Consider the following 18,919-nt stretch of genomic DNA (forward strand, 5'->3'; position numbering starts at 1 on the left):
CGATTCCCTGCCGAGCGCACCATGAATTCCACCAAGTCCGACACCCAACCAGCCGCCCCCGTAGATCACCTGCGCTTCCACCGCCCTCACGCTCATCTGGCGCCGACCTTCGGTAATGACAAATTCGCCCTGCGCGCCGAGGCGTTTGCACGGTTCTTCGGCACGCCGACGTTTCTCGGGGCGCAAACCCTGATCGTGGCTATCTGGATCGGCGTCAACCTGGCGGGCGTGACTCACTTCGATGTCTACCCGTTTATCCTGCTCAACCTGGCCTTCAGCCTGCAAGCAGCCTACGCCGCGCCGTTGATCCTGCTGGCCCAGACCCGTCAGGCCGCGCGAGACAAAGCCCAGTCTGACGCCGACGCGCAACACCGCGAAGCCTTGGCCGTCGCCAACAGCGAGCGCCAGGCGCAGGCTGCGCAGAACACCGCGCAATTGCTGGAACTGCTGGAACAGAACACCCGCCTCACGGAATTGACCAAGGCCTTGACCGAACGCATCGAAAACCTGACGTCGGAAATGCATCAGCACTTTGTGCGCAAGGTCGAACCCAAAACGTCGATCTAAGGCAAGCGCAGCGCTCGCCCCAGCTCGTCAAACAACGTCACCACCGAGCGCAAGGCGCGGCAGTCCGGACGCGTCAGCAACCATAGCGCCGTGTCGCAGCCCTGCAACGGCCCGGTCAACGGTTGCAAACCCTCGTCGATCAGAAAGTCCGGCAATGCCGCGACGCCAAGCCCCGCCCGCACCAACCCGGTCACCGACAACAAGCTGTTGCAGCGATAACCCGGCACCACGCCGGGCCATTGCTGGCGGCGCCAGGCGATGGTCGGGTGGTCCGGCAGGAAGTCGTCCGGGGCGATCCAGGTCAGCGCTGCCAGATCGGTGGGATCGACGGTGTTCAGATAGGCCGCACTGCCACAGACCCGGTACGACACCTGCGCCAGGCATCGGCCGACCAAGTGTTCGGGCGGTGTGCGAGTCAGGCGCAGGGCGATGTCGGCATCCCGGCGGCTGAGGTTGGCGAAGTCGTTGGAGGTGCTGAGTTCGATGTTCAGCGCCGGGTAGGCCGGCATGAACTGCGCCAGCGCCGGCAGCAGCAACTCTTGAAGGACGGAGTCGGTACAGGTCAGGCGCACGGTGCCACTGATGATTTCACCACCCTGCTCCACGCCGACACGCGCCGCGTCCAGTGCCTGTTCGGCGCGTTCCGCCTGTTCGGCCAGGGTCTGGGCCAAGGTCGTCGGCAGATAACCGGCGCGGCTCTTTTCGAACAATTGTTGACCTAGCGCGGCTTCCAAGCGGCGCACGGCCCGGAACACCGTCGAGACGTCGACCTTTAAGAGCAGGGAAGCCCGGGCCAGAGAGCCGCCGCGAACCAGGGCAAGGATCAGGGCCAGGTCCGGGTAGTCCAGCCGATAGTGCGTCGGTGCATTGATCAATTGGGGTAACGCCAATATTGAGTGCGCGAACGCCAATCTATAGTGACTGCCAGAAACGAACAACCTCGCCACAGGTTTGGTCGCCATTTTGCAGATCTCAGCCGACAAGGAAAATCACATGGACTCTGTTTCTCCTGACCATCCCATCCGCATCGCCCTGATCGGCGATTACGACCCGCAAGTCACCGCCCATCAAGCCATCCCCATTGCCCTCGGCATGGCCGCCGAACACTCGGGCCGGGACGTGCAATTCCAATGGCTGGCCACCGACCGCATCCATGCCGGTACGCCGCTGGAGCACTTCGATGGCTTCTGGTGTGTGCCTGCCAGCCCCTATCGCGACATGGACGGCGCATTACGCGCGATCCGTTTTGCCCGCGAACACCAACGCCCCTTCCTCGGCACCTGCGGTGGTTTTCAACACGCAGTGCTGGAATACGCGCGCAATGTGTTGGGCTGGGCCGATGCCGAGCACGGCGAGACATCCCCCGACGCCGCACGGGCGCTGCTCACGCCGCTGACCTGTTCGCTGGTGGAGGCCGTCGACAGCATTCACCTGGTTGAAGGTTCGTTGCTCGCCACGGCGTATGAAACGTCCGAGATTCACGAAGGCTATCGCTGCCGCTACGGTGTGAATCCGCAGTTCGAGCAGGCGCTGTTGAACGGGCAACTCAACGCCGTGGGTCACGATTCGAATGGCGATCTGCGGGCGCTGGAACTGCAAGGTCATCCATTCTTTGTCGCGACCCTGTTCCAGCCGGAACGTGCTGCGCTCAAAGGAACGTTGCCGCCATTGGTGGCAGCCCTGATCGATGCCTGCGCGAGGCAGAAAACATGATCGCCCCGCCCCCGTTATCTCGGTTTAACCGCGGAAAAGATCGCAGCCTTCGGGTGTACACATCCCCGGTAGGCGCTGCCGAACGCTGCGATCTTTTGACGTTACCCCCGAACCAAACTGCGCACCGCCGAAATCTCCGGCACTTCCAGCCGGTTCATATACACCCGCAACGGTTCGGTGATGTTGATCCGGTCATCGATATTCTGATCCAGCAACAGCTGAATCAGCTCGCGCTTGAGGGTCATCGCCTGCTCGGGCCCCGGTGCCCAGACGAATTCGCTGGTGGGGATGATGCCGTCATCCGCCACGTCCATGCCGAAGGCGTCTTCGCTGAAGCGCACGATGTACTGGCCGGTCTTGCGATTGAGGCCGACGAAGCCCTTGAGTTGGTCGGCGGCCTGGCAGATGAGCTGGGAAGTGATGCGCATATAAACCTCACAAAAGGTCGCAAAGGGACCGGTGATCGATGGTTTACACGCAAGGGCTGGGGAACGGGTTTCCCTCTGCCGGGGAAACTGCCGGGGCCAAGAGTACTGCAAAGAACCGCACAAAAGCGCTGAAAAAAATCGCTTTAAACACGTTTATGTCGGTCTGGCGATGGCGCTCCCGGCGCTCAGTTGTTAAAAGGTACGTCTTTGAAAACCTCTGCGAAAGGACCTCGACCATGCCTGCTACCTTCACCAAGAGCGCCTTGGTACTGAGCCTGTTGCTCGGCCTCGGCCAGGCACAGGCCGCCACCCAGCCCAGCCCCACCGCGCGTGCGACCACGCTGGGCATCCCGCATCCGGCCGTGATTGCCCACCGTGGCGCGTCCTTCGATGCCCCGGAATCCACCGCCGCGTCCTACAAACTGGCCCGCGACCTGGGCGCCGACTACCTGGAAATGGACCTGCAGCGCAGCAAGGACGGCGTGCTGTTTGCCCTGCACGACAACAACCTGCAGCGCACCACCGACGTCGCCACCAAGTTCCCCGAGCGCAAGGACGCCCCGGCCAATCAGTTCACCATCGCCGAGCTGAAAACCCTCGACGCTGGCAGCTGGTTCAACACCGCTTACCCGGATCGCGCGCGTCCTTCCTACGTCGGCCTGAAAATCCTGACCCTCGATGAAATCATCGACATCGCTCAGGGCAACCCGCTGCACAAACCCGGCCTGTACATCGAAACCAAAGAGCCGAAGCAATTCCCCGGCATCGAGCGCGACCTCAAGGAAAAACTCCAGGATCGCGGCTGGCTTAGCCCGGTCGGTTCGAAACTGGCGAAAAGCGAGATTGCGGTCGGCCAGGGCAAAGGCAAGGTCGTGCTGCAAACCTTCGAGAAGAGCAGCCTCGAACTGCTGCAAAAAGAAATGCCGAACGTGCCGAAGATCCTGTTGCTGTGGGTCGGTGACGGCAGCATCGAGCCGAAATCCAAAGTGACCTTCGCTGAGTCCGGCGACAAGGACAAAGCCACTTACTACGCCAAGCAAGAGCCGAAAAGCAAAGCCGAATTCCAGCAATGGGTCGAGTACGCCAAGGCCCAGGGCGCGATCGGCACCGGTCCTTCGGCCGCGTTGACCAAGGGCGGCGATCAGAGCTACTCGGACCTGGTCAAGCCATGGATGAACCAGTTCACCCACGATCAGGGCCTGCTGGTGCACGTCTACACCATCGACGATGCGGTGGATTATCAGAAAGTCATGGACGCCGGTGTCGACGGTATCTTCACCAACCGCGCCAGCGAATTGCTCAAGTTCTACAAACGCCCGGCGGCGGGCACCGTGGCGCAATTGCTGCAGAACAACGGCTACTGATCGGCGCACCGCATTAACGCCTTCGCGAGCTTGCTCGCGAAGGCCGTTTTTAAGGGTGAATTAAGTTGCGCCGGTTAACCTGAGCCCACTTAAACAGATCACCCCAAGGAAAGACTTTTATGAAAACCCTGACTGCCCTGTTCACCGCCGCTGCCCTGACCCTCACTGCCGGTATGGCCCAGGCTGACATCCGCGTCGACCAGATCCCTGAGCTGGTCAAAAGCGGCAAGATCAAGCCACTGGAAGAAATGAGCCAGGCAGCGCTGAAACTGCATCCGGGTGCGACCATCACCGACACCGATCTGGACAACCACTTCAACGGCTATGAATACGAAGTCGAGCTCAAAGATGCCAAAGGCGTTGAATGGGACGTGGATTTCGATGCCGCCACCGGCAAAGTCCTGAGCAACAAACAAGACACATAATCCCCCAATCCCTGTGGATCGCCGCCATCCCTGTAGGAGCGAAGCTTGCTCGCGAAGGCGGCAGCACATCCAGCATTGATGTGACTGACACACCCCAATCCCTGTAGGAGCAAAGCTTGCTCGCGATAGCGGTGAATCAGGCGACATCAATGTTGGCTGATCGTCCGCTTTCGCGAGCAAGCTTCGCTCCTACAGGGGTTATGCGAAATCCAAAAAAACGCACGATCATCCGGTCGTGCGTTTTTTTGTGCCTGCGCGCGCCAGGATCGCTAGAATCCGTCCACGGCGTTCAAGCAGAGAACAAGAAACATGCAAACAGCGGCAGCAGACATCACCACCATCGGCCGCATCAGCGCCGTGCCGGCGATTCTTCAGGTGATCCGGGAAATGACCGGCCTGCGCTTTGCCGCCGTGGCCCGTGTCACCGAGGATTCCTGGACGGCCTGTGCCGTGCTCGATCAACTGGACTTCGGCCTCAAGGTCGGCGGCGAACTGGATGTGGTCTCCACCCTGTGCCATGAAATTCGCCAGGCCCATGTGTCGGTAGTGATCGACAAGGCCAGTGAAGACCCGCTGTACCGCGATCATCACACCCCGCGCCTGTACCAGTTCGAAAGCTATATTTCGGTCCCGGTGTTCCGTACCGACGGGCGTTTCTTCGGCACCATCTGCGCCCTCGACCCTAACCCCGCCGAGCTCAAGAGCAGCGCGATCCAGACCACCATGGAGTCGTTCGCCAGGGTGCTGTCGCTGCAGATCGAGGCCGAAGAAAACCTGCAACAGACCGAAGCGGACTTGCAGCAGGAACGGCAAACCGCCGAACTGCGCGAACAGTTCATTGCCGTGCTCGGCCATGACTTGCGCAACCCGCTGTTCGCCATCAGCGCCGCCGCCGAAATGCTCCAGCGCAAATCCCCCAATCCGGCCAGCGACAAACTGGTGCAGCACATCCTCACCAGCGCCCGACGCGCCGCGCAATTGGTGGACGACGTGCTGGACTTCGCCCGTGGCCGCCTGGGCAATGGCATCCCGCTCGATATCGCGACCTGCCCGGACCTGGGCGATGCGCTACAGCATGTGATTTCAGAGATCCAGGGCGTGCACCCGCAACGGGTCATCCGCGCGTCGATCGGCGAGCTGCGAGACGTCCAATGCGATCGCGAGCGTGTCGCGCAATTGCTCTCCAACCTGCTGGCCAATGCTATTGCCCATGGCGATGTCCGAGGTGACATCGAAGTCATCGCGCAGGTGGATCAGGGCGCCTTGATGCTGGCGGTGAAAAATCAGGGGACGATCCCCGAAGCCGTGCTGCCCCATCTATTCCAGCCCTACTCGCGACCGACCCGCGACACGCCCCAGGCCGGCCTCGGGCTGGGCCTCTACATTGCCAGTCAGATTGCCCAGTCCCATGGCGGCCAACTGCACGTGGCGTCCACGGCGCAGAGCGGCACGCTGTTTACCTTCAGCCTGCCGGCCGCGAGTTAAGCCGACGTACTGACCATCGACCCGGACGTGCTGCTGCCTTCCTGCTGCAACGCCTGCAACAACGCCGCCGTAGCGGTCTGCAATGAACCCGAGGTGGTTGCGATCTGCGATTGCGCGGCGGCCACATCGGCGGCTTTGGCATCGGCGCTTTCCTGCTTGGCCTGAGCGGCTTGCAGTTGCTGTTGTTGTTCCTACAATTGCTTTTGCAGCTCGGCGATCTGCTTGCGCAAGTCCTTCACCGCGTCGGATTCCGTGCTGCTGCTCGAACTGCCGCCACCCGCCGCCGGCGCCGTACCGTTCGCGGAAGTCTTGGAGGTATCGCTGGAGGCAGCCGCCGTCACGGAGGTCGCGTCGTCGGTGCTGTCGCTGATCGCGGTTTTGCTGGTCTGTGTTGAAAGGGTCTGGTTGATGGAAACCGAGGTGATGCTAACCATGGGATTGATCCTAGGTGGGTTCAGGTTAAACCCATCATCGACATCCGCTGGCCGCACTTGAGATCGACTGTGTACCGGTTTGGTAAGCGAACCGGTACACAGTGTTTTTGCTTAAGCGCTCAGACGCGCCGTCACTTCATTCAACTGCCCCGACAAGCCGTGCAGGTTGTGGCTCGCCGCTTCGGTACGTTGCACGTTGTCCAGGTTAGTACTGGCGATGGTGGTGATCTCGGTCAGGTTGCGCGAGATGTCTTCGGCCACCGAAGTCTGTTCTTCGGCGGCGGTGGCGATCTGGCGGTTCATGTCGCGGATGGCTTCCACGGCATGGGTGATGCGCTCCAGCATCGCGCCGGCCTCGGTCACTTGCGCGACACTTTCTTCGCTGCGCGACTGACCGCTTTCAATCGCCTGGGCTGCGTCCACCGCACCGGTTTGCACGGTCTGGATGATCTGGTTGATCTCGATGATCGACGCCGCCGTGCGCTGGGCCAGGCTGCGCACTTCGTCGGCCACTACCGCAAAGCCGCGTCCGGCTTCACCGGCACGGGCCGCTTCGATGGCGGCGTTGAGCGCCAGCAAATTGGTCTGCTCGGCGATGCCGCGAATCACTTCCAGCACTTTGCCAATGCGGCCGCTGTCGGTTTCCAGACGACGGATCACCGTGGCCGTATTGGCGATTTCGCCGCGCATTTGGGTGATGGTGTGAATGGTGCCCTGCATGACCTTTTCGCCTTGCTGGGCGGACTGGTCGGCATCGTCGGCGGCGCGTGCCGCATCCGCGGCGTGACGCGCCACTTCCTGAGCCGTGGCGGACATTTCGTTCATCGCCGTGGCCACTTGGTCGGTGCGGTTGAACTGTTCGTTGGTGCCGCTGGCCATCAGGCCGGCGATGGCGTTCAACTCGCCGCTGGCGCTGTCCAGGTCCTTGGCGCTGCGCTGCAAACGGTTGAAGGTTTCGGCGAGGAAGTCGCGCAGTGTGTTGGCGGCCATGGCCAGTTTGCCCAGCTCATCCTGACGGGTGCTGGCCACGCGGTCGGCGAACTTGCCCTGGCTCAGTTGCGCCACGTAGTCGATCAGTTTGCGGATCGGGTCCACCAGGTTGCGGTTGATCAGCCACAGGCTCAACAGGCCGATCAACAGACCCGAGGCGAGCATCACGATAATCCCCAACATCACCGTGCGCTCGGCACCGGCGCTGATCAGCGCCGATTGCTCGCTGCCCTGCTTGCGCAGTTCGCCGACCAATTCGCTCATCTGATCGCTGGTGGCGCGGTCCACGCCTTTGACGGCGGTGTCGCCAGCGGTTGGGTCGGCACCGGCGGCGACGTAGGCATCGCGTCCTTTCTGGTAGGCGCTGCCCAACTGACGGTGTTCGTCACGCAGGCGTTCGATGCGGGTCTTGAGTTGGCCGTCCAGGCCTTTCTGGCTGGCCAGTTCGCCGAGGATGCCCTGCACGTCGCGCTGGCGGTCTTCGAATTGCTTCCAGTATTTATCCAGGTCCGCCGGCTGCTTGCCGCGCAGCAGGACGTTTTTCCACTCCTGAACCTGCACCTTGAATTGCAGGTTGGCCTCATCGATCAATTGCGAGGTGTGCAACGGCCCGTCGATCAGATTGGCGTAGCTTTGCACGCCGCTGGACAGGAAATGAAAGCAGGCCAAGGCGATCAGCAACATCGCCAGCAGGCTGCCGCCGAGCAATGCGAGGATTTGGGCTCTCAGGGATTTTTGCAGCATCGAGTGATACTCATGACAGGAGATAGGCACGCCTGGTTGGGCGTGAAAGACGTCCAAACTTCCCTGTCTGCGGTCCCGGCTCGTGGCCGAAGCCGCGCAACCTAACACCTGCGTCATCGGCGTGCCAGAGCGGTTCTTGAATCAATTCCGATCATCGGTAGCGCACACGTTTGCGCGCCACGCAACTGTCACAAAACCGTCAAGAGACCTTGCGATGATGCGGCTCAAGTGAACCTGTGAAACCCGCGACAGGCACTTCCTCCCAGCGAGACCTCATGAACCACAGCATCGATCACACTCACCGCGACACTGACTTGTTCGGCTTGCTGTACGGCTTCCGTTTTCGTCCGGGTGAGCGCGGCCGGGAGATCGATTCGGCTGAGGCGCTACGCTGTTTGCAACAGTCTGAAGACAGCGACGAATTCCTCTGGCTGCACCTGAACCTGGCCCACGCCGCGTGTGAGCGCTGGATGAAAAGTCATCTGGAATTGCCCGAGGAGTTTTTTGAGGCGCTGCACGAGGGCTCGCGTTCGACGCGGATCGAGCATGTGGATTCGGCATTGCTGGCGGTGGTCAACGATGTGGTGTTCAACCTCAGCAGCATGGTGTCCTCGGATGTCTCGACGCTGTGGGTCTGCGCCCGCAGCAAATTGATCATCAGCGCGCGCCTGCAACCGCTGCACTCGGTGGATAAGTTGCGTTCCTCGGTGAAGGCCGGCGAATGCTTTCGTTCGCCGCTGGAATTGCTCGTGCACCTGCTGCGCGATCAGGGCGAAGTGCTGACGCAGATCGTGCGCAAGACCAGCCAGAGCGTCGATCAGATCGAAGACGAATTACTCTCCTCGCGACTGTCGACCAACCGTGCCGAACTGGGCGCCAATCGTCGGGTGCTGGTGCGCTTGCAACGGCTGCTGGCGCTGGAGCCGGGGTCGTTGCTGCGTTTGCTCAATCGGCCGCCGCAATGGCTGCAGAAGGAGGACGTGAAGGAGTTGCGCAAGTCCACCGAGGAGTTTGCGCTGATCATCAACGACCTCACGGCCCTGGGTGAACGGATCAAGCTGTTGCAGGAAGAAATCGCCGCCAACCTCAACGAACAGAGCAACCGCACGCTGTTTACCCTGACCGTGGTCACGGTGCTGGCGTTGCCGATCAACATCATTGCCGGGTTTTTCGGGATGAACGTGGGTGGGATTCCGCTGGCGGGGGACCCGGAGGGGTTCTGGATCCTGGTGGCGCTGGTGGCGACGTTTACCGTGCTGGCCGGGCGTTGGGCGTTTCGCAAGCGCCAGGATTATTAACGCACCCCATTCCTCTGTAGGAGCGAGGCTTGCCCGCGAATGGAACGCCTCGGTCTATCTGAATGACCGCGTTATCGTTCTTCGCGGGCAAGCCTCGCTCCTACAGGACGTTGATCGTTCCCACGCTGTTGATCGTTCCCACGCTCCGCGTGGGAATGCAGCCAGGGACGCTCCGCGTCCCAAAGCGGACGCAGAGCGTCCGGGGAGGCATTCCCACGCGGAGCGTGGGAACGATCAGTAGGTAAAAAACCCCAAACACTGACCCACCGCAGTCTCTCTGTCACATTTTGAAACGATCATGGGCGACACTCCTTCCCTCATCAGGATTGTCCGTGATGGCTACTCCTTCCTATACCACTGCCCAGGCGCCCGTCAGCGGCAGCAGCGCCAGACCGCAGCTCAATAAAAAACCCGGCCTGTTCACCCTGGTAATTTTCTTCGGGGTACTGGCCAGCGGGTTGTTGTTCACCGCTTACAGCCTGATGCACGACATGCACGAACTCGGCACGGTGGTGACCACCTGGACCCCGTTTCTGCTGCTGGGTGTGGCGCTGCTGATCGCCCTGGGTTTTGAATTCGTCAACGGCTTCCACGACACCGCCAACGCCGTGGCCACGGTGATCTACACCAACTCGCTGCCACCGAACTTCGCGGTGGCCTGGTCCGGGTTCTTCAACTTCCTCGGCGTCTTGCTGTCCAGCGGCGCGGTGGCGTTCGGCATCATCGCGTTGCTGCCAGTGGAACTCATTCTGCAAGTCGGCTCCTCCGCCGGTTTCGCGATGATCTTCGCCCTGCTGATCGCCGCGATCCTGTGGAACCTCGGCACCTGGTGGCTGGGCTTGCCAGCCTCGTCGTCCCACACCCTGATCGGTTCGATCATCGGCGTCGGCGTGGCCAATGCCCTGATGCACGGCCGCGATGGCACCAGCGGTGTGGATTGGGCACAAGCGACCAAGATCGGTTACGCGCTGCTGCTCTCGCCCTTGGTCGGCTTCGGTTGTGCCGCGCTGTTGCTGCTGGCGTTGCGCGCCTTCGTCAAGAATCGCGCGCTGTACAAGGCACCGGAAGGCGACGCACCGCCGCCATGGTGGATTCGCGGCCTGTTGATCCTGACCTGCACCGGCGTGTCCTTCGCCCACGGTTCCAACGATGGCCAGAAAGGCATGGGCCTGATCATGTTGATCCTGGTCGGGACCCTGCCAATGGCCTACGCGCTGAACCGCACCATGCCCGCCGATCAGGCGTTGCAGTTCGCCGCCGTGGCCGAAGTCACCCAGCAAGCCTTGGTCAAAGCATCGCCGCAGCCGGCCCCGGCGGATCCACGGTCGATCCTTTCCGACTACGTACGCAGCAAGGAAGCCACGCCACAATTGGTCCCCGCCCTCGCCGAACTGACCGGCCGTATCGGCGCCGAGGTCAAGGGCTACGGTTCGCTGTCGAAAGTCCCGGCCGAGGCCGTGGGCAACGTGCGTAACGACATGTACCTGACCAGCGAAACCATTCGCCTGATGGACAAGAACAAGGTCGGCAACTTCGACGCCGACACCAGCGGCAAGCTGCAACTGTTCAAGCAACAGATCGACAACTCCACGCGCTTCATTCCGCTGTGGGTGAAGATCGCCGTGGCCATCGCGCTGGGGTTGGGCACCATGGTCGGCTGGAAGCGCATCGTGGTGACGGTCGGTGAAAAGATCGGCAAGACCCACCTGACCTACGCCCAGGGTGCATCGGCGGAAACCGTGGCCATGCTGACCATCGGCGCCGCTGACATGTTCGGTTTGCCGGTGTCGACCACCCACGTGTTGTCCTCGGGGGTGGCCGGTTCAATGGTCGCCAATGGCGGCGGCTTGCAGATGAAGACCATCCGCAACCTGCTGATGGCCTGGGTCCTGACCTTGCCGGCGGCGATCCTGTTGTCGGGCAGTTTGTACTGGTTGTTCACCAAACTGTTCTGACCCGCCCGGACCTGTGTAGGAGCGAGGCTTGCCCGCGAAGGCTGCTTAACATTCAACGTAAATGTTGACTGATAGACCGCTTTCGCGAGCAAGCTTCGCTCCTACAGGGGTCAGTGGGTTGCCTGGATAACGTGTTCCAGCCACTCCATGAAGGCCCGCACCCGCAACGGCAAATGCCGCTGCCGCGCATACAGCAGTGATACGTCCATCGACGGGGCTCGCCATTGCGGCAGCACCTCCACCAGCTCCCCCGTGAGCAGATACGGCCGCATGCCATGCAACGGCGCCTGGATCAAACCGAAACCACCCAGGCACGCCGATTCATAGCCATCGGAGTTGTTCACCGTGATGCTGCCGGCCATCGGCACGCGACGGGTTTGCCCCGCCGCCTCGTACACGAATCCTTCCGAACGTGAACCCAGCACACCGACGTAATGCACCAGCCGATGCCGGGCTAAATCATCGAGGTGTTCCGGCACGCCATAACGCTCCAGGTACGCCGGGCTGGCGCAGTTCACCATGGAAAACTCGCACACCCGGCGCGCCACCACCGAGTGATCCGGTTGCGCCCCGACCCGCACCACGCAATCAAACCCCTCGCTGAGCAAATCGACCCGGCGGTCGGTGCTGCTGATCTCCAGTTCCAGGTGCGGATGCTTGGCCATGAACTCCGGCAGGCGCGGCATTACGAAGCGCCGCGCCATGATGCTCGGCATGTCGATGCGAATCCGCCCCGCCAGCGAGGCCTCGTCCTGCTTGAACAGGCCTTCGATTTCATCCATGTGCGACAGCAGATCCTTGCTGCGCTCGTACAACGCCAAGCCATCTTGGGTCGACTGGACCTTGCGCGTGGTGCGTTGCAGCAGGCGTGTGCCGAGCAGGGTTTCCAGGGCCTGGATGTGCTCGGACACGGTTGAGCGAGGCAGGCCAAGGCTCTCGCCGGCGAGGGTAAAACTCGACATTTCGCTGACACGGACGAAGGTGCTCAGCAGTTCCAGCTTGTTCATGGGCCGACCTATATTGTTCGGATTAACCGACCAGTGATTCCGATTGACTCCTGTTTATCACTGCCAGGCGGATAAATACACTTCCTCACATCGCTCACCCACCGCTTGAGGAAATCCCATGAACCGTAAAATCGCATTGATCACTGGCGCCAGCCGCGGCCTGGGCAAAAGCACCGCGCTGCACCTGGCCACCCAAGGCATCGACGTCATCGGCACCTACCACAGCCGCGCCGATGAGGCCCAGGCACTGGTCGCGGAAATCGAAAGCCTCGGTGGCCGCGCCGCCATGCTGCAACTCGACGTCGGCCAGAGTGAAAGCTTCGCCGCCTTCAGCAGCGAAGTCGCCAAGGTGCTGAAGAACCACTTCGATCGTCAGCACTTCGACTTCCTGGTCAATAACGCAGGGATTGGTGTGCACGCCAATTTCGTCGACACCACCGTCGAGCAGTTCGACTTGCTGGTAAATATCCATTTCAAAGGCCCGTTTTTCCTGACCCAGAACTTGCTGCCGCTGATGAATGACGGCGGGCGCATCGTCAATATTTCCAGCGGTCTGGCGCGCTTCAGCCTGCCGGGTTACGGCGCTTATGCGGCGATGAAAGGCGCGATGGAAGTGCTGACCCGGTATCAGGCCAAGGAACTCGGCGAGCGCGGGATTGCGGTAAACATCCTGGCACCGGGGGCCATCGAGACTGATTTTGGCGGCGGCGCAGTGCGAGATATCGCTGTGGTGAATCAGATGGTGGCGAGCAACACAGCGCTGGGTCGTGCCGGTCAGCCGGATGATATTGGAGCGGCGATTGCGCTGTTGCTGTCGCCGGGCGGCCAGTGGATCAATGGCCAGCGCATTGAAGCGTCGGGTGGGATGTTTTTGTAGGAGCGAGGCTTGTCCGCGATGGCACTTGTTGACTGAATGACCGCCATCACTTGTAGGAGCGAGGCTTGCCCGCGAAGGCGTCGTCACAGCCACTATCAATGTCGGACGTGATGGCCTCTTCGCGGGCAAGCCTCGCTCCTACACGCGAATGCGGTGCGTCAGTCAACATAGATGTTGAATGTGCCGCCGCCTTCGCGGGCAAGCCTCGCTCCTACACGCGAAGGCGGTGTGTCAGTCAACATAGATGTTGAATGTGCTGACGCCTTCGCGGGCAAGCCTCGCTCCTACAGGTTTAACGCGCCAGCAGTTGTTTGAGCACGGTCAACAACTCGACCCGGCCTTTGCGCGGTTCGCCTTCAAACTCGATCCAGCCTTCATTGAAGCCATCGAGCATCTGCATCCGTGGCAATGGATGGCGCATCCCCTGACGTTCAAACAAGCCCTGCCAAGTCTGCCGTGGCACGACGTGCATGCGCACCGGTTTACCCAGCAATTCGCTGAACCCGGCACCCAGTTGCAGCGGCGTGATCCGTTGCGGGCCTTCCAGTTCGACGACCCGTTGACCGTGCCAATCCTCTTGCAACAGCTCGGCGGCGACGCGACCGACATCGGCGGTGGCGATCATCGGCACCGGTTTATCCAGCGGTTGCAGGAAGCTCGGTATCCCGCCCGAACCGACGGCGTGCTCGACATCCCATAACGCGTTTTCCATGAACCAGGCCGGCCGTAACAGGGTGACGGGCAAGGCCAGCTCACTCAACGCCAGCTCCAGCAAGCGCAATTGATTAAGCAGGTTTGGTTGGGAAGCCTGAGCGCCGATGGTCGAGAGGCCCACGACTTTACCCGGCTGTGTAGCTTCCAGCGCCGAACGGATGTTCTCCACCACTTGCCGGGTTTCCGGGAAACCTGGAGACGGGTCGAAATTCGACGGCATCATCACGAACACGCCTTTTACGCCGGTAAACGCCTTGATCATGGCGTTGCGGTCATCGACATCCGCCACCGCCACCTCACAGCCCTGCCGGACCCACACCGCACCTTTATCCAGACTGCGCACGACCGCGCGTACCGGATGCCCGGCGGCCAGCAACGTCCGGGCGACCGCGCCGCCCACTTTCCCGGTAATGCCCATGACTGCGTACATCAGCTGTTCTCCTGCGCGATGGCGACGGTTGTCGCGATGGACGCAATTATTGGGCGCAGGGCGGACATTCTCCGATAGCATGAATGTCATTGGACAAATGATCGGGGGTCATCAATGAGTTTTGATGCGAGCCTTGCCAGCGGCATGGGCGTGTTCAGCGCGGTAGTCGATGGCGGCAGTTTCGTGCGGGCGGCCGAGGCGCTGGAGCTGACGCCGTCGGGTGTCAGCCGCGCCATTGCCCGGTTGGAAAAGCGCTTGGGCATCCGGCTGTTCGACCGCACCACGCGCACGGTCACGCTGACCGATGAAGGCCGGCGCTTGCATGGCGAAATCGCGCCGCTGCTGGCCAGTCTGGAAGAAGCCGCCAACTCGGCCTCGACCAGCGCCACCCAGGTGCGCGGACGGTTGCGGGTGAACATGGACCCGTATTTTTCACGGCTGATTCTGGGGCCGAAGCTGGGGCAGTTCATGGCGCGCTATCCCGAGCTGTACCTGGAGCTGCAAACCCGCGATCAGCTCGGGGACATGGTGGCGGAAGGGTTTGATCTGGCCGTGCGGTTCGGCCATCCACAGTCGTCATCGCTGGTGGCGCGCAAATTGTTGGAGGTGCGCGTACTGACCCTGGCGTCGCCGGCGTATCTCAAGCGCCACGGCCGACCGCTGGCACCGCTGGACATGGAAGACGAGCGACACACCTGCGTGCAGTTCCGCGACCCGCAAACGGCGCGGCCGTTTGGCTGGGAATTCCATCGCCCAGGCCGCGCGGTGCTGCATGTGCAGCCGCATTGCCGGTTGCTGGTCAATGACGTCGGCACGTTGCACAGCGTGTGCGAAAGCGGCGAGGCGATCGCCCAGGTGCTGGATTTGGGGATCGCCCCGGCGTTGGCCGAAGGCCGCTTGGTGGAGTTGTTTCCCGATTGGCCGGACGAGCGATTTCCGTTGTATGCGCTGTACCCGTCGCGGCATTTGCCGGCGGCGAAGGTGCGGGCGTTTTTGGGGTTTGTGAGTGAGTTGTGTGCCGGATGATTCCTTTGTCGCCGCGATCCCTGTGGCGAGGGAGCTTGCTCCCGCCCGGCTGCGAAGCAGTCGTAAAACCATCAACGCGGTTCCTCCGATAAACCGCGTTTTGCCATTTTGGGACCGCTTCGCGCTCCAGCGGGAGCAAGCTCCCTCGCCACAAAAGCTACCCGGCGTCAGCGGATTGCCCGGCCCATCAACAACCGCTCCCGCACCACGTCATACCCCCAGTGGTAAACATAGGTGTACGGCAGGAAGAACAACAACACGCCAATGTCGAGCAAGAACGCCTGCCACAGGCTGATGCTCAGCCACCAGGCAATCAGCGGCACGCCCATCACGATCAGGCCGCCCTCGAACAGCAGCGCATGCACCACCCGCACCCAGGCGTTGCGCACGATGTCGTAGCGCTTGAGCAACCGGTCAAAGAACCCGTTGAACACCACGTTCCAGCCCAGGGCCAGGGCGGCGATGGCCACGGTGGCGACGCCCATTTCCAGCATCGGCTTATCCATGACCCAGGCCAGCAACGGGGTGCAGATCAGGACGGCCAGCAGTTCGAAACCGATGGCCTGGAAAATACGTTCAGTAATGGATTTGTTGGCATTCATGGCCAGACTCCCTGAGTGACTGTGGTTGCCATGTTCTGTCAGCACACCGATACTTCATAATCAATAACCATCGATCAAGGCGATAGTTCATGGCCTCTCACGAAGTGTTGCTGGCATTTGTCCAGGCCGCGACCCAAGGCTCGTTTTCCGCGGCGGCACGCAAACTCGGGCGCAGTCAGTCGACGATCAGCGCGGCGGTGGCGAGCCTGGAAATCGACCTCAACCTGACCCTCTTCGACCGTAGCAGTCGCAAACCGAGCCTGACCCCGGCCGGGCACGTGATGTTGCAACGGGCCGAAGACATCCTCGCCGCCACCAGTCGCCTGGAAATGACCGCCAGCCAATTGTCCCAAGGGGTCGAGCCGAAACTGACGGTGGCGATTTCCGACACCTATCAGTCGGATCGTTTCGAAGCGGCGCTCAGTGCCTTTGAACAGCGCTACCCGGACCTGGAGCTGGAATGCCTGATCGCCGAATGCGATGACCTGGTGGCACTGGTGCAACGGGGTCGAGCGCATGTTGCCTTCGCCGAAATGCAGGACAGCTATCCGCCGGACCTGGTCAGTTCGACCGTCGACGAACGCACGGAAATTGCGCTGTTCGTCGCGCAAACCCACCCGTTGGCAACGCAGCGCGGGATCGATCAGGACGTGCTGCAACAGCACCGGGAGTTGCGCCTGGCGACCATCGTCAACCCGTATGAAAGCCGGGCGAAGGGCCGGGTCTGGTCGGCGCCGAGTTACCTGATGCTGCTGGAAATGGCCCAGGGCGGCTTCGGCTGGGCGCCGCTGCCGCGCTGGCTGGTGGGACGGTTTGGCGCGGGGTCGCTGGTGGAGCTGGAGGTGCGCGGCTGGCCGAAACCTGTGTTTGTCGATGCGCTGTGGTCACGACTGCACCCGCCGGGGCCGGCGGGGAGTTGGTTGCTTAGCAAGATGTTGGAATAGATCGCCCCCCTGTAGCAGCTGTCGAGCACCGCGAGGCAGCTGCTACAGGGGATTCTTAGGCCATGATCGTTCCCACGCTCCGCGTGGGAATGCCGCCAGGGACGCTCCGCGTTCCGCTTCTGGAGGTGACGCAGAGCGTCACGGGATGCATTCCCACGCGGAGCGTGGGAACGATCGGTCATTTCAATTCTTGCAGGCGCCCCTCGATAAACCGCCGCTCCGGCGCTTGCTGCGTCAAATCCAACGCCCGCTGATACGCCGCCCGTGCCTCTTCCACCCGCCCCAACTGCCGACAAAACTGTCCCCGCGCCGAATGCGCCAGGTGGTAATCCTGCAACTCGCCCCGGGCCAGAATCCCTTCCACCACCCTCAACCCCGCCAACGGCCCATCGCGCATGGCCAACGCGACCGCACGGTTGAGTTCGATCACCGGCGACGGCACTGCCCGCAGCAGCAAGTCATACAGGCCGACAATCTGCGGCCAATCCGTCTCCCCCGCCGTCAAGGCTTCGGCATGCACCGCCGCAATCGCCGCTTGCAGGCAGTAAGGCCCGAAACGCCGCAGGGTCAGCGCGCGCTCCACCAGTGCACAGCCTTCGGCAATCATCTCGGTGTCCCACAACGAACGGTCCTGTTCATCCAGCAGGATCAACTCGCCGTTTTCAGTGCTCCGGGCCGGGCGCCGGGACTCGTGCAACAGCATCAACGCCAGCAACCCCATTACCTCCGGCTCGGGCAACAACTCCACCAACAAACGCCCGAGGCGAATCGCTTCGCGGGTCAAATCTTCCCGAGTCAGTTCCGCGCCGATGGACGCCGAGTAACCTTCGTTGAACACCAGGTAAATCACTCGCAACACGCTGTCGAGGCGCTCGGGCAATTCCGCCAGGGACGGCACTTGATAAGGGATTTTCGCATCACGGATTTTCGCCTTCGCCCGTACGATGCGCTGGGCGATGGTGGCCGGCGCCGAGAGGAAGGCGCGGGCGATTTCTTCCGTGGTCAGGTCGCAGACTTCCCGCAGGGTCAGCGGCACTTGGGCATCTGCCGCGAGGGCCGGGTGACAGCAGGTGAAGATCAGGCGCAGGCGATCGTCTTCCACGTCTTCGTCACTCCAATCGGCCTGTTCCAACTCTTCCAATTGAGCGATCAGCAGCGGCCGCGACGCCTTGAACCGAGCACGCCGGCGCAACACATCGATGGCCTTGAAGCGCCCGGTGGAGACCAGCCAGGTGCGCGGGTTGTCCGGCACACCGTCACGCTGCCAGCGCTCGACCGCGACGAAGAACGCCTCGTGCAAGGCCTCTTCGGCGAGGTCGAAATCGCCGAGCAAACGGATCAGTGTCGCGAGGATTCGCCGCGAGTCTTCGCGATAAACCTGCTCGACCCGCGCCTTGACCGACTCGGCGGACATCAGTCCGGCATGCCTTCGGTCACCAGTGTCACCAATCGATCGAGGCTCTGCCCCCAACCGTCATGGAAGCCCATGGCCTCGTGAGCCTGGCGATCCTCTTCGCTCCAGTGCATGGCGCGGGCGGTGTAGAGGGTTTTTCCGTCCCGGTCTTCGAGGGTCACTTCGGCGCTCATGAACGGTTTGCCTGACGGAATCCAGCCGGGGATAAACGCGTCGGTGAACACCAGCCGCTCCGGCGCGACGATCTCCAGGAACACGCCCATGGTCGGGTATTCGCTGCCGTCGGGGGCGCGCATCAGGGTGCGAAACTGGCCGCCGACCCACAGGTCCATTTCGCACTCTGGCGTGGTCATGCCGTGGGGTCCCCACCACTGCACCAGCAAGGCCGGCTCGGTCCAGGCGCGGAAAATCTTGCGGCGTGGCGCGTCGATCAAACGGCTGATGGACAGTTCGAATTCGGCAGGCTGTTTTTTAAAGGGTTGCGGGCTCATGCAGATCTCCT

18 protein-coding genes and 1 pseudogene are annotated in these 18,919 nt (G+C 61.8%); 10 read left to right on the top strand and 9 right to left on the bottom strand.

The annotated features are described in order from the left end of the window. Positions 1-21: 21 nt before the first annotated feature. Positions 22-567: a DUF1003 domain-containing protein gene (locus tag ACY4LX_RS25900; protein ID WP_463258236.1), complete on the top strand. Its 546-nt coding sequence runs from the start codon at positions 22-24 to the stop codon at positions 565-567. Here ACY4LX_RS25900 and ACY4LX_RS25905 read toward each other — a convergent pair. Continuing rightward, positions 564-1,529, bottom strand: a complete 966-nt coding sequence (locus ACY4LX_RS25905) for a LysR family transcriptional regulator (RefSeq protein WP_463258237.1) — start codon at positions 1,527-1,529, stop codon at positions 564-566. The genes ACY4LX_RS25900 and ACY4LX_RS25905 overlap by 4 nt on opposite strands. 31 nt (positions 1,530-1,560) lie before the next feature. On the opposite strand from ACY4LX_RS25905, the gene ACY4LX_RS25910 reads away from it, so the two are divergent. After that, positions 1,561-2,280 (top strand): CTP synthase C-terminal region-related (seleno)protein, encoded by a 720-nt coding sequence (locus ACY4LX_RS25910; protein WP_463258238.1) that lies wholly within the window; start codon positions 1,561-1,563, stop codon positions 2,278-2,280. A 101-nt stretch (positions 2,281-2,381) separates the two neighbouring features. Here the strand turns inward: ACY4LX_RS25910 and ACY4LX_RS25915 are convergent, their stop codons facing one another. Continuing rightward, positions 2,382-2,708, bottom strand: a complete 327-nt coding sequence (locus ACY4LX_RS25915) for a DUF2025 family protein (protein WP_149657799.1) — start codon at positions 2,706-2,708, stop codon at positions 2,382-2,384. A 236-nt stretch (positions 2,709-2,944) separates the two neighbouring features. On the opposite strand from ACY4LX_RS25915, the gene ACY4LX_RS25920 reads away from it, so the two are divergent. The 3 genes from ACY4LX_RS25920 (at position 2,945) to ACY4LX_RS25930 (ending at position 5,982) form a co-directional block, all read left to right on the top strand. Further along, on the top strand, positions 2,945-4,072 hold the full coding sequence (locus ACY4LX_RS25920) for a glycerophosphodiester phosphodiesterase (protein ID WP_463258239.1): 1,128 nt from the start codon (positions 2,945-2,947) through the stop codon (positions 4,070-4,072). 119 nt (positions 4,073-4,191) lie between these two features. Continuing rightward, a complete protein-coding gene (locus tag ACY4LX_RS25925; RefSeq protein WP_149657801.1) occupies positions 4,192-4,497 on the top strand; it encodes a PepSY domain-containing protein in 306 nt (101 codons plus the stop codon). 309 nt (positions 4,498-4,806) lie between these two features. Continuing rightward, complete coding sequence (locus ACY4LX_RS25930) at positions 4,807-5,982, top strand: GAF domain-containing sensor histidine kinase (RefSeq protein ID WP_463258240.1); 1,176 nt, start codon at positions 4,807-4,809, stop codon at positions 5,980-5,982. Here ACY4LX_RS25930 and ACY4LX_RS25935 read toward each other — a convergent pair. Further along, positions 5,979-6,416: pseudogene (locus ACY4LX_RS25935) on the bottom strand (hypothetical protein). The gene ACY4LX_RS25930 and the pseudogene ACY4LX_RS25935 overlap by 4 nt on opposite strands. A 111-nt stretch (positions 6,417-6,527) precedes the next feature. Next, positions 6,528-8,150: a methyl-accepting chemotaxis protein gene (locus ACY4LX_RS25940; protein ID WP_463258241.1), complete on the bottom strand. Its 1,623-nt coding sequence runs from the start codon at positions 8,148-8,150 to the stop codon at positions 6,528-6,530. Between the two features lie 275 nt (positions 8,151-8,425). On the opposite strand from ACY4LX_RS25940, the gene ACY4LX_RS25945 reads away from it, so the two are divergent. Together ACY4LX_RS25945 and ACY4LX_RS25950 are read left to right on the top strand one after the other, a co-directional pair. Then, complete coding sequence (locus tag ACY4LX_RS25945) at positions 8,426-9,448, top strand: transporter (protein WP_463258242.1); 1,023 nt, start codon at positions 8,426-8,428, stop codon at positions 9,446-9,448. Between the two features lie 335 nt (positions 9,449-9,783). After that, the gene (locus ACY4LX_RS25950) at positions 9,784-11,403 is read left to right on the top strand and encodes an inorganic phosphate transporter (protein ID WP_463258243.1); all 1,620 of its coding nucleotides are present in this window, start codon (positions 9,784-9,786) and stop codon (positions 11,401-11,403) included. A 110-nt stretch (positions 11,404-11,513) separates the two neighbouring features. Here the strand turns inward: ACY4LX_RS25950 and ACY4LX_RS25955 are convergent, their stop codons facing one another. Further along, entirely contained in the window at positions 11,514-12,410 is an 897-nt protein-coding gene (locus ACY4LX_RS25955; protein WP_463258244.1) for a LysR family transcriptional regulator, read from the bottom strand. 118 nt (positions 12,411-12,528) lie between these two features. Between ACY4LX_RS25955 and ACY4LX_RS25960 the strand changes: the two genes are divergently transcribed. Next, positions 12,529-13,287, top strand: coding sequence for an SDR family NAD(P)-dependent oxidoreductase (locus tag ACY4LX_RS25960; RefSeq protein WP_149657808.1), 759 nt, complete (start codon positions 12,529-12,531; stop codon positions 13,285-13,287). Positions 13,288-13,579: 292 nt separating this feature from the next. Here ACY4LX_RS25960 and ACY4LX_RS25965 read toward each other — a convergent pair whose 3' ends face one another. Then, on the bottom strand, positions 13,580-14,431 hold the full coding sequence (locus ACY4LX_RS25965; RefSeq protein ID WP_463258245.1) for an NmrA family NAD(P)-binding protein: 852 nt from the start codon (positions 14,429-14,431) through the stop codon (positions 13,580-13,582). 114 nt (positions 14,432-14,545) lie between these two features. Here ACY4LX_RS25965 and ACY4LX_RS25970 point away from each other — a divergent pair, with 114 nt between their 5' ends. Then, positions 14,546-15,457: a LysR family transcriptional regulator gene (locus ACY4LX_RS25970; protein ID WP_149657810.1), complete on the top strand. Its 912-nt coding sequence runs from the start codon at positions 14,546-14,548 to the stop codon at positions 15,455-15,457. 167 nt (positions 15,458-15,624) lie between these two features. Here the strand turns inward: ACY4LX_RS25970 and ACY4LX_RS25975 are convergent, their stop codons facing one another. Further along, the gene (locus ACY4LX_RS25975) at positions 15,625-16,059 is read right to left on the bottom strand and encodes a multidrug/biocide efflux PACE transporter (protein ID WP_149657811.1); all 435 of its coding nucleotides are present in this window, start codon (positions 16,057-16,059) and stop codon (positions 15,625-15,627) included. A gap of 89 nt (positions 16,060-16,148) precedes the next feature. Here ACY4LX_RS25975 and ACY4LX_RS25980 point away from each other — a divergent pair, with 89 nt between their 5' ends. Further along, positions 16,149-17,003 carry a LysR family transcriptional regulator gene (locus ACY4LX_RS25980; protein ID WP_463258246.1) on the top strand — a complete coding sequence of 285 codons (855 nt, stop codon included), beginning with the start codon at positions 16,149-16,151 and terminating at the stop codon, positions 17,001-17,003. 178 nt (positions 17,004-17,181) lie between these two features. Here ACY4LX_RS25980 and ACY4LX_RS25985 read toward each other — a convergent pair whose 3' ends face one another. Further along, positions 17,182-18,417, bottom strand: coding sequence for an RNA polymerase sigma factor (locus tag ACY4LX_RS25985; protein WP_463258247.1), 1,236 nt, complete (start codon positions 18,415-18,417; stop codon positions 17,182-17,184). Continuing rightward, on the bottom strand, positions 18,417-18,908 hold the full coding sequence (locus tag ACY4LX_RS25990) for an SRPBCC family protein (RefSeq protein WP_149657815.1): 492 nt from the start codon (positions 18,906-18,908) through the stop codon (positions 18,417-18,419). Before ACY4LX_RS25990 ends, ACY4LX_RS25985 begins: the two co-directional genes overlap by 1 nt. Positions 18,909-18,919 lie beyond the last annotated feature (11 nt).

It is taken from the genome of Pseudomonas sp. Emmai (genome assembly GCF_055179735.1).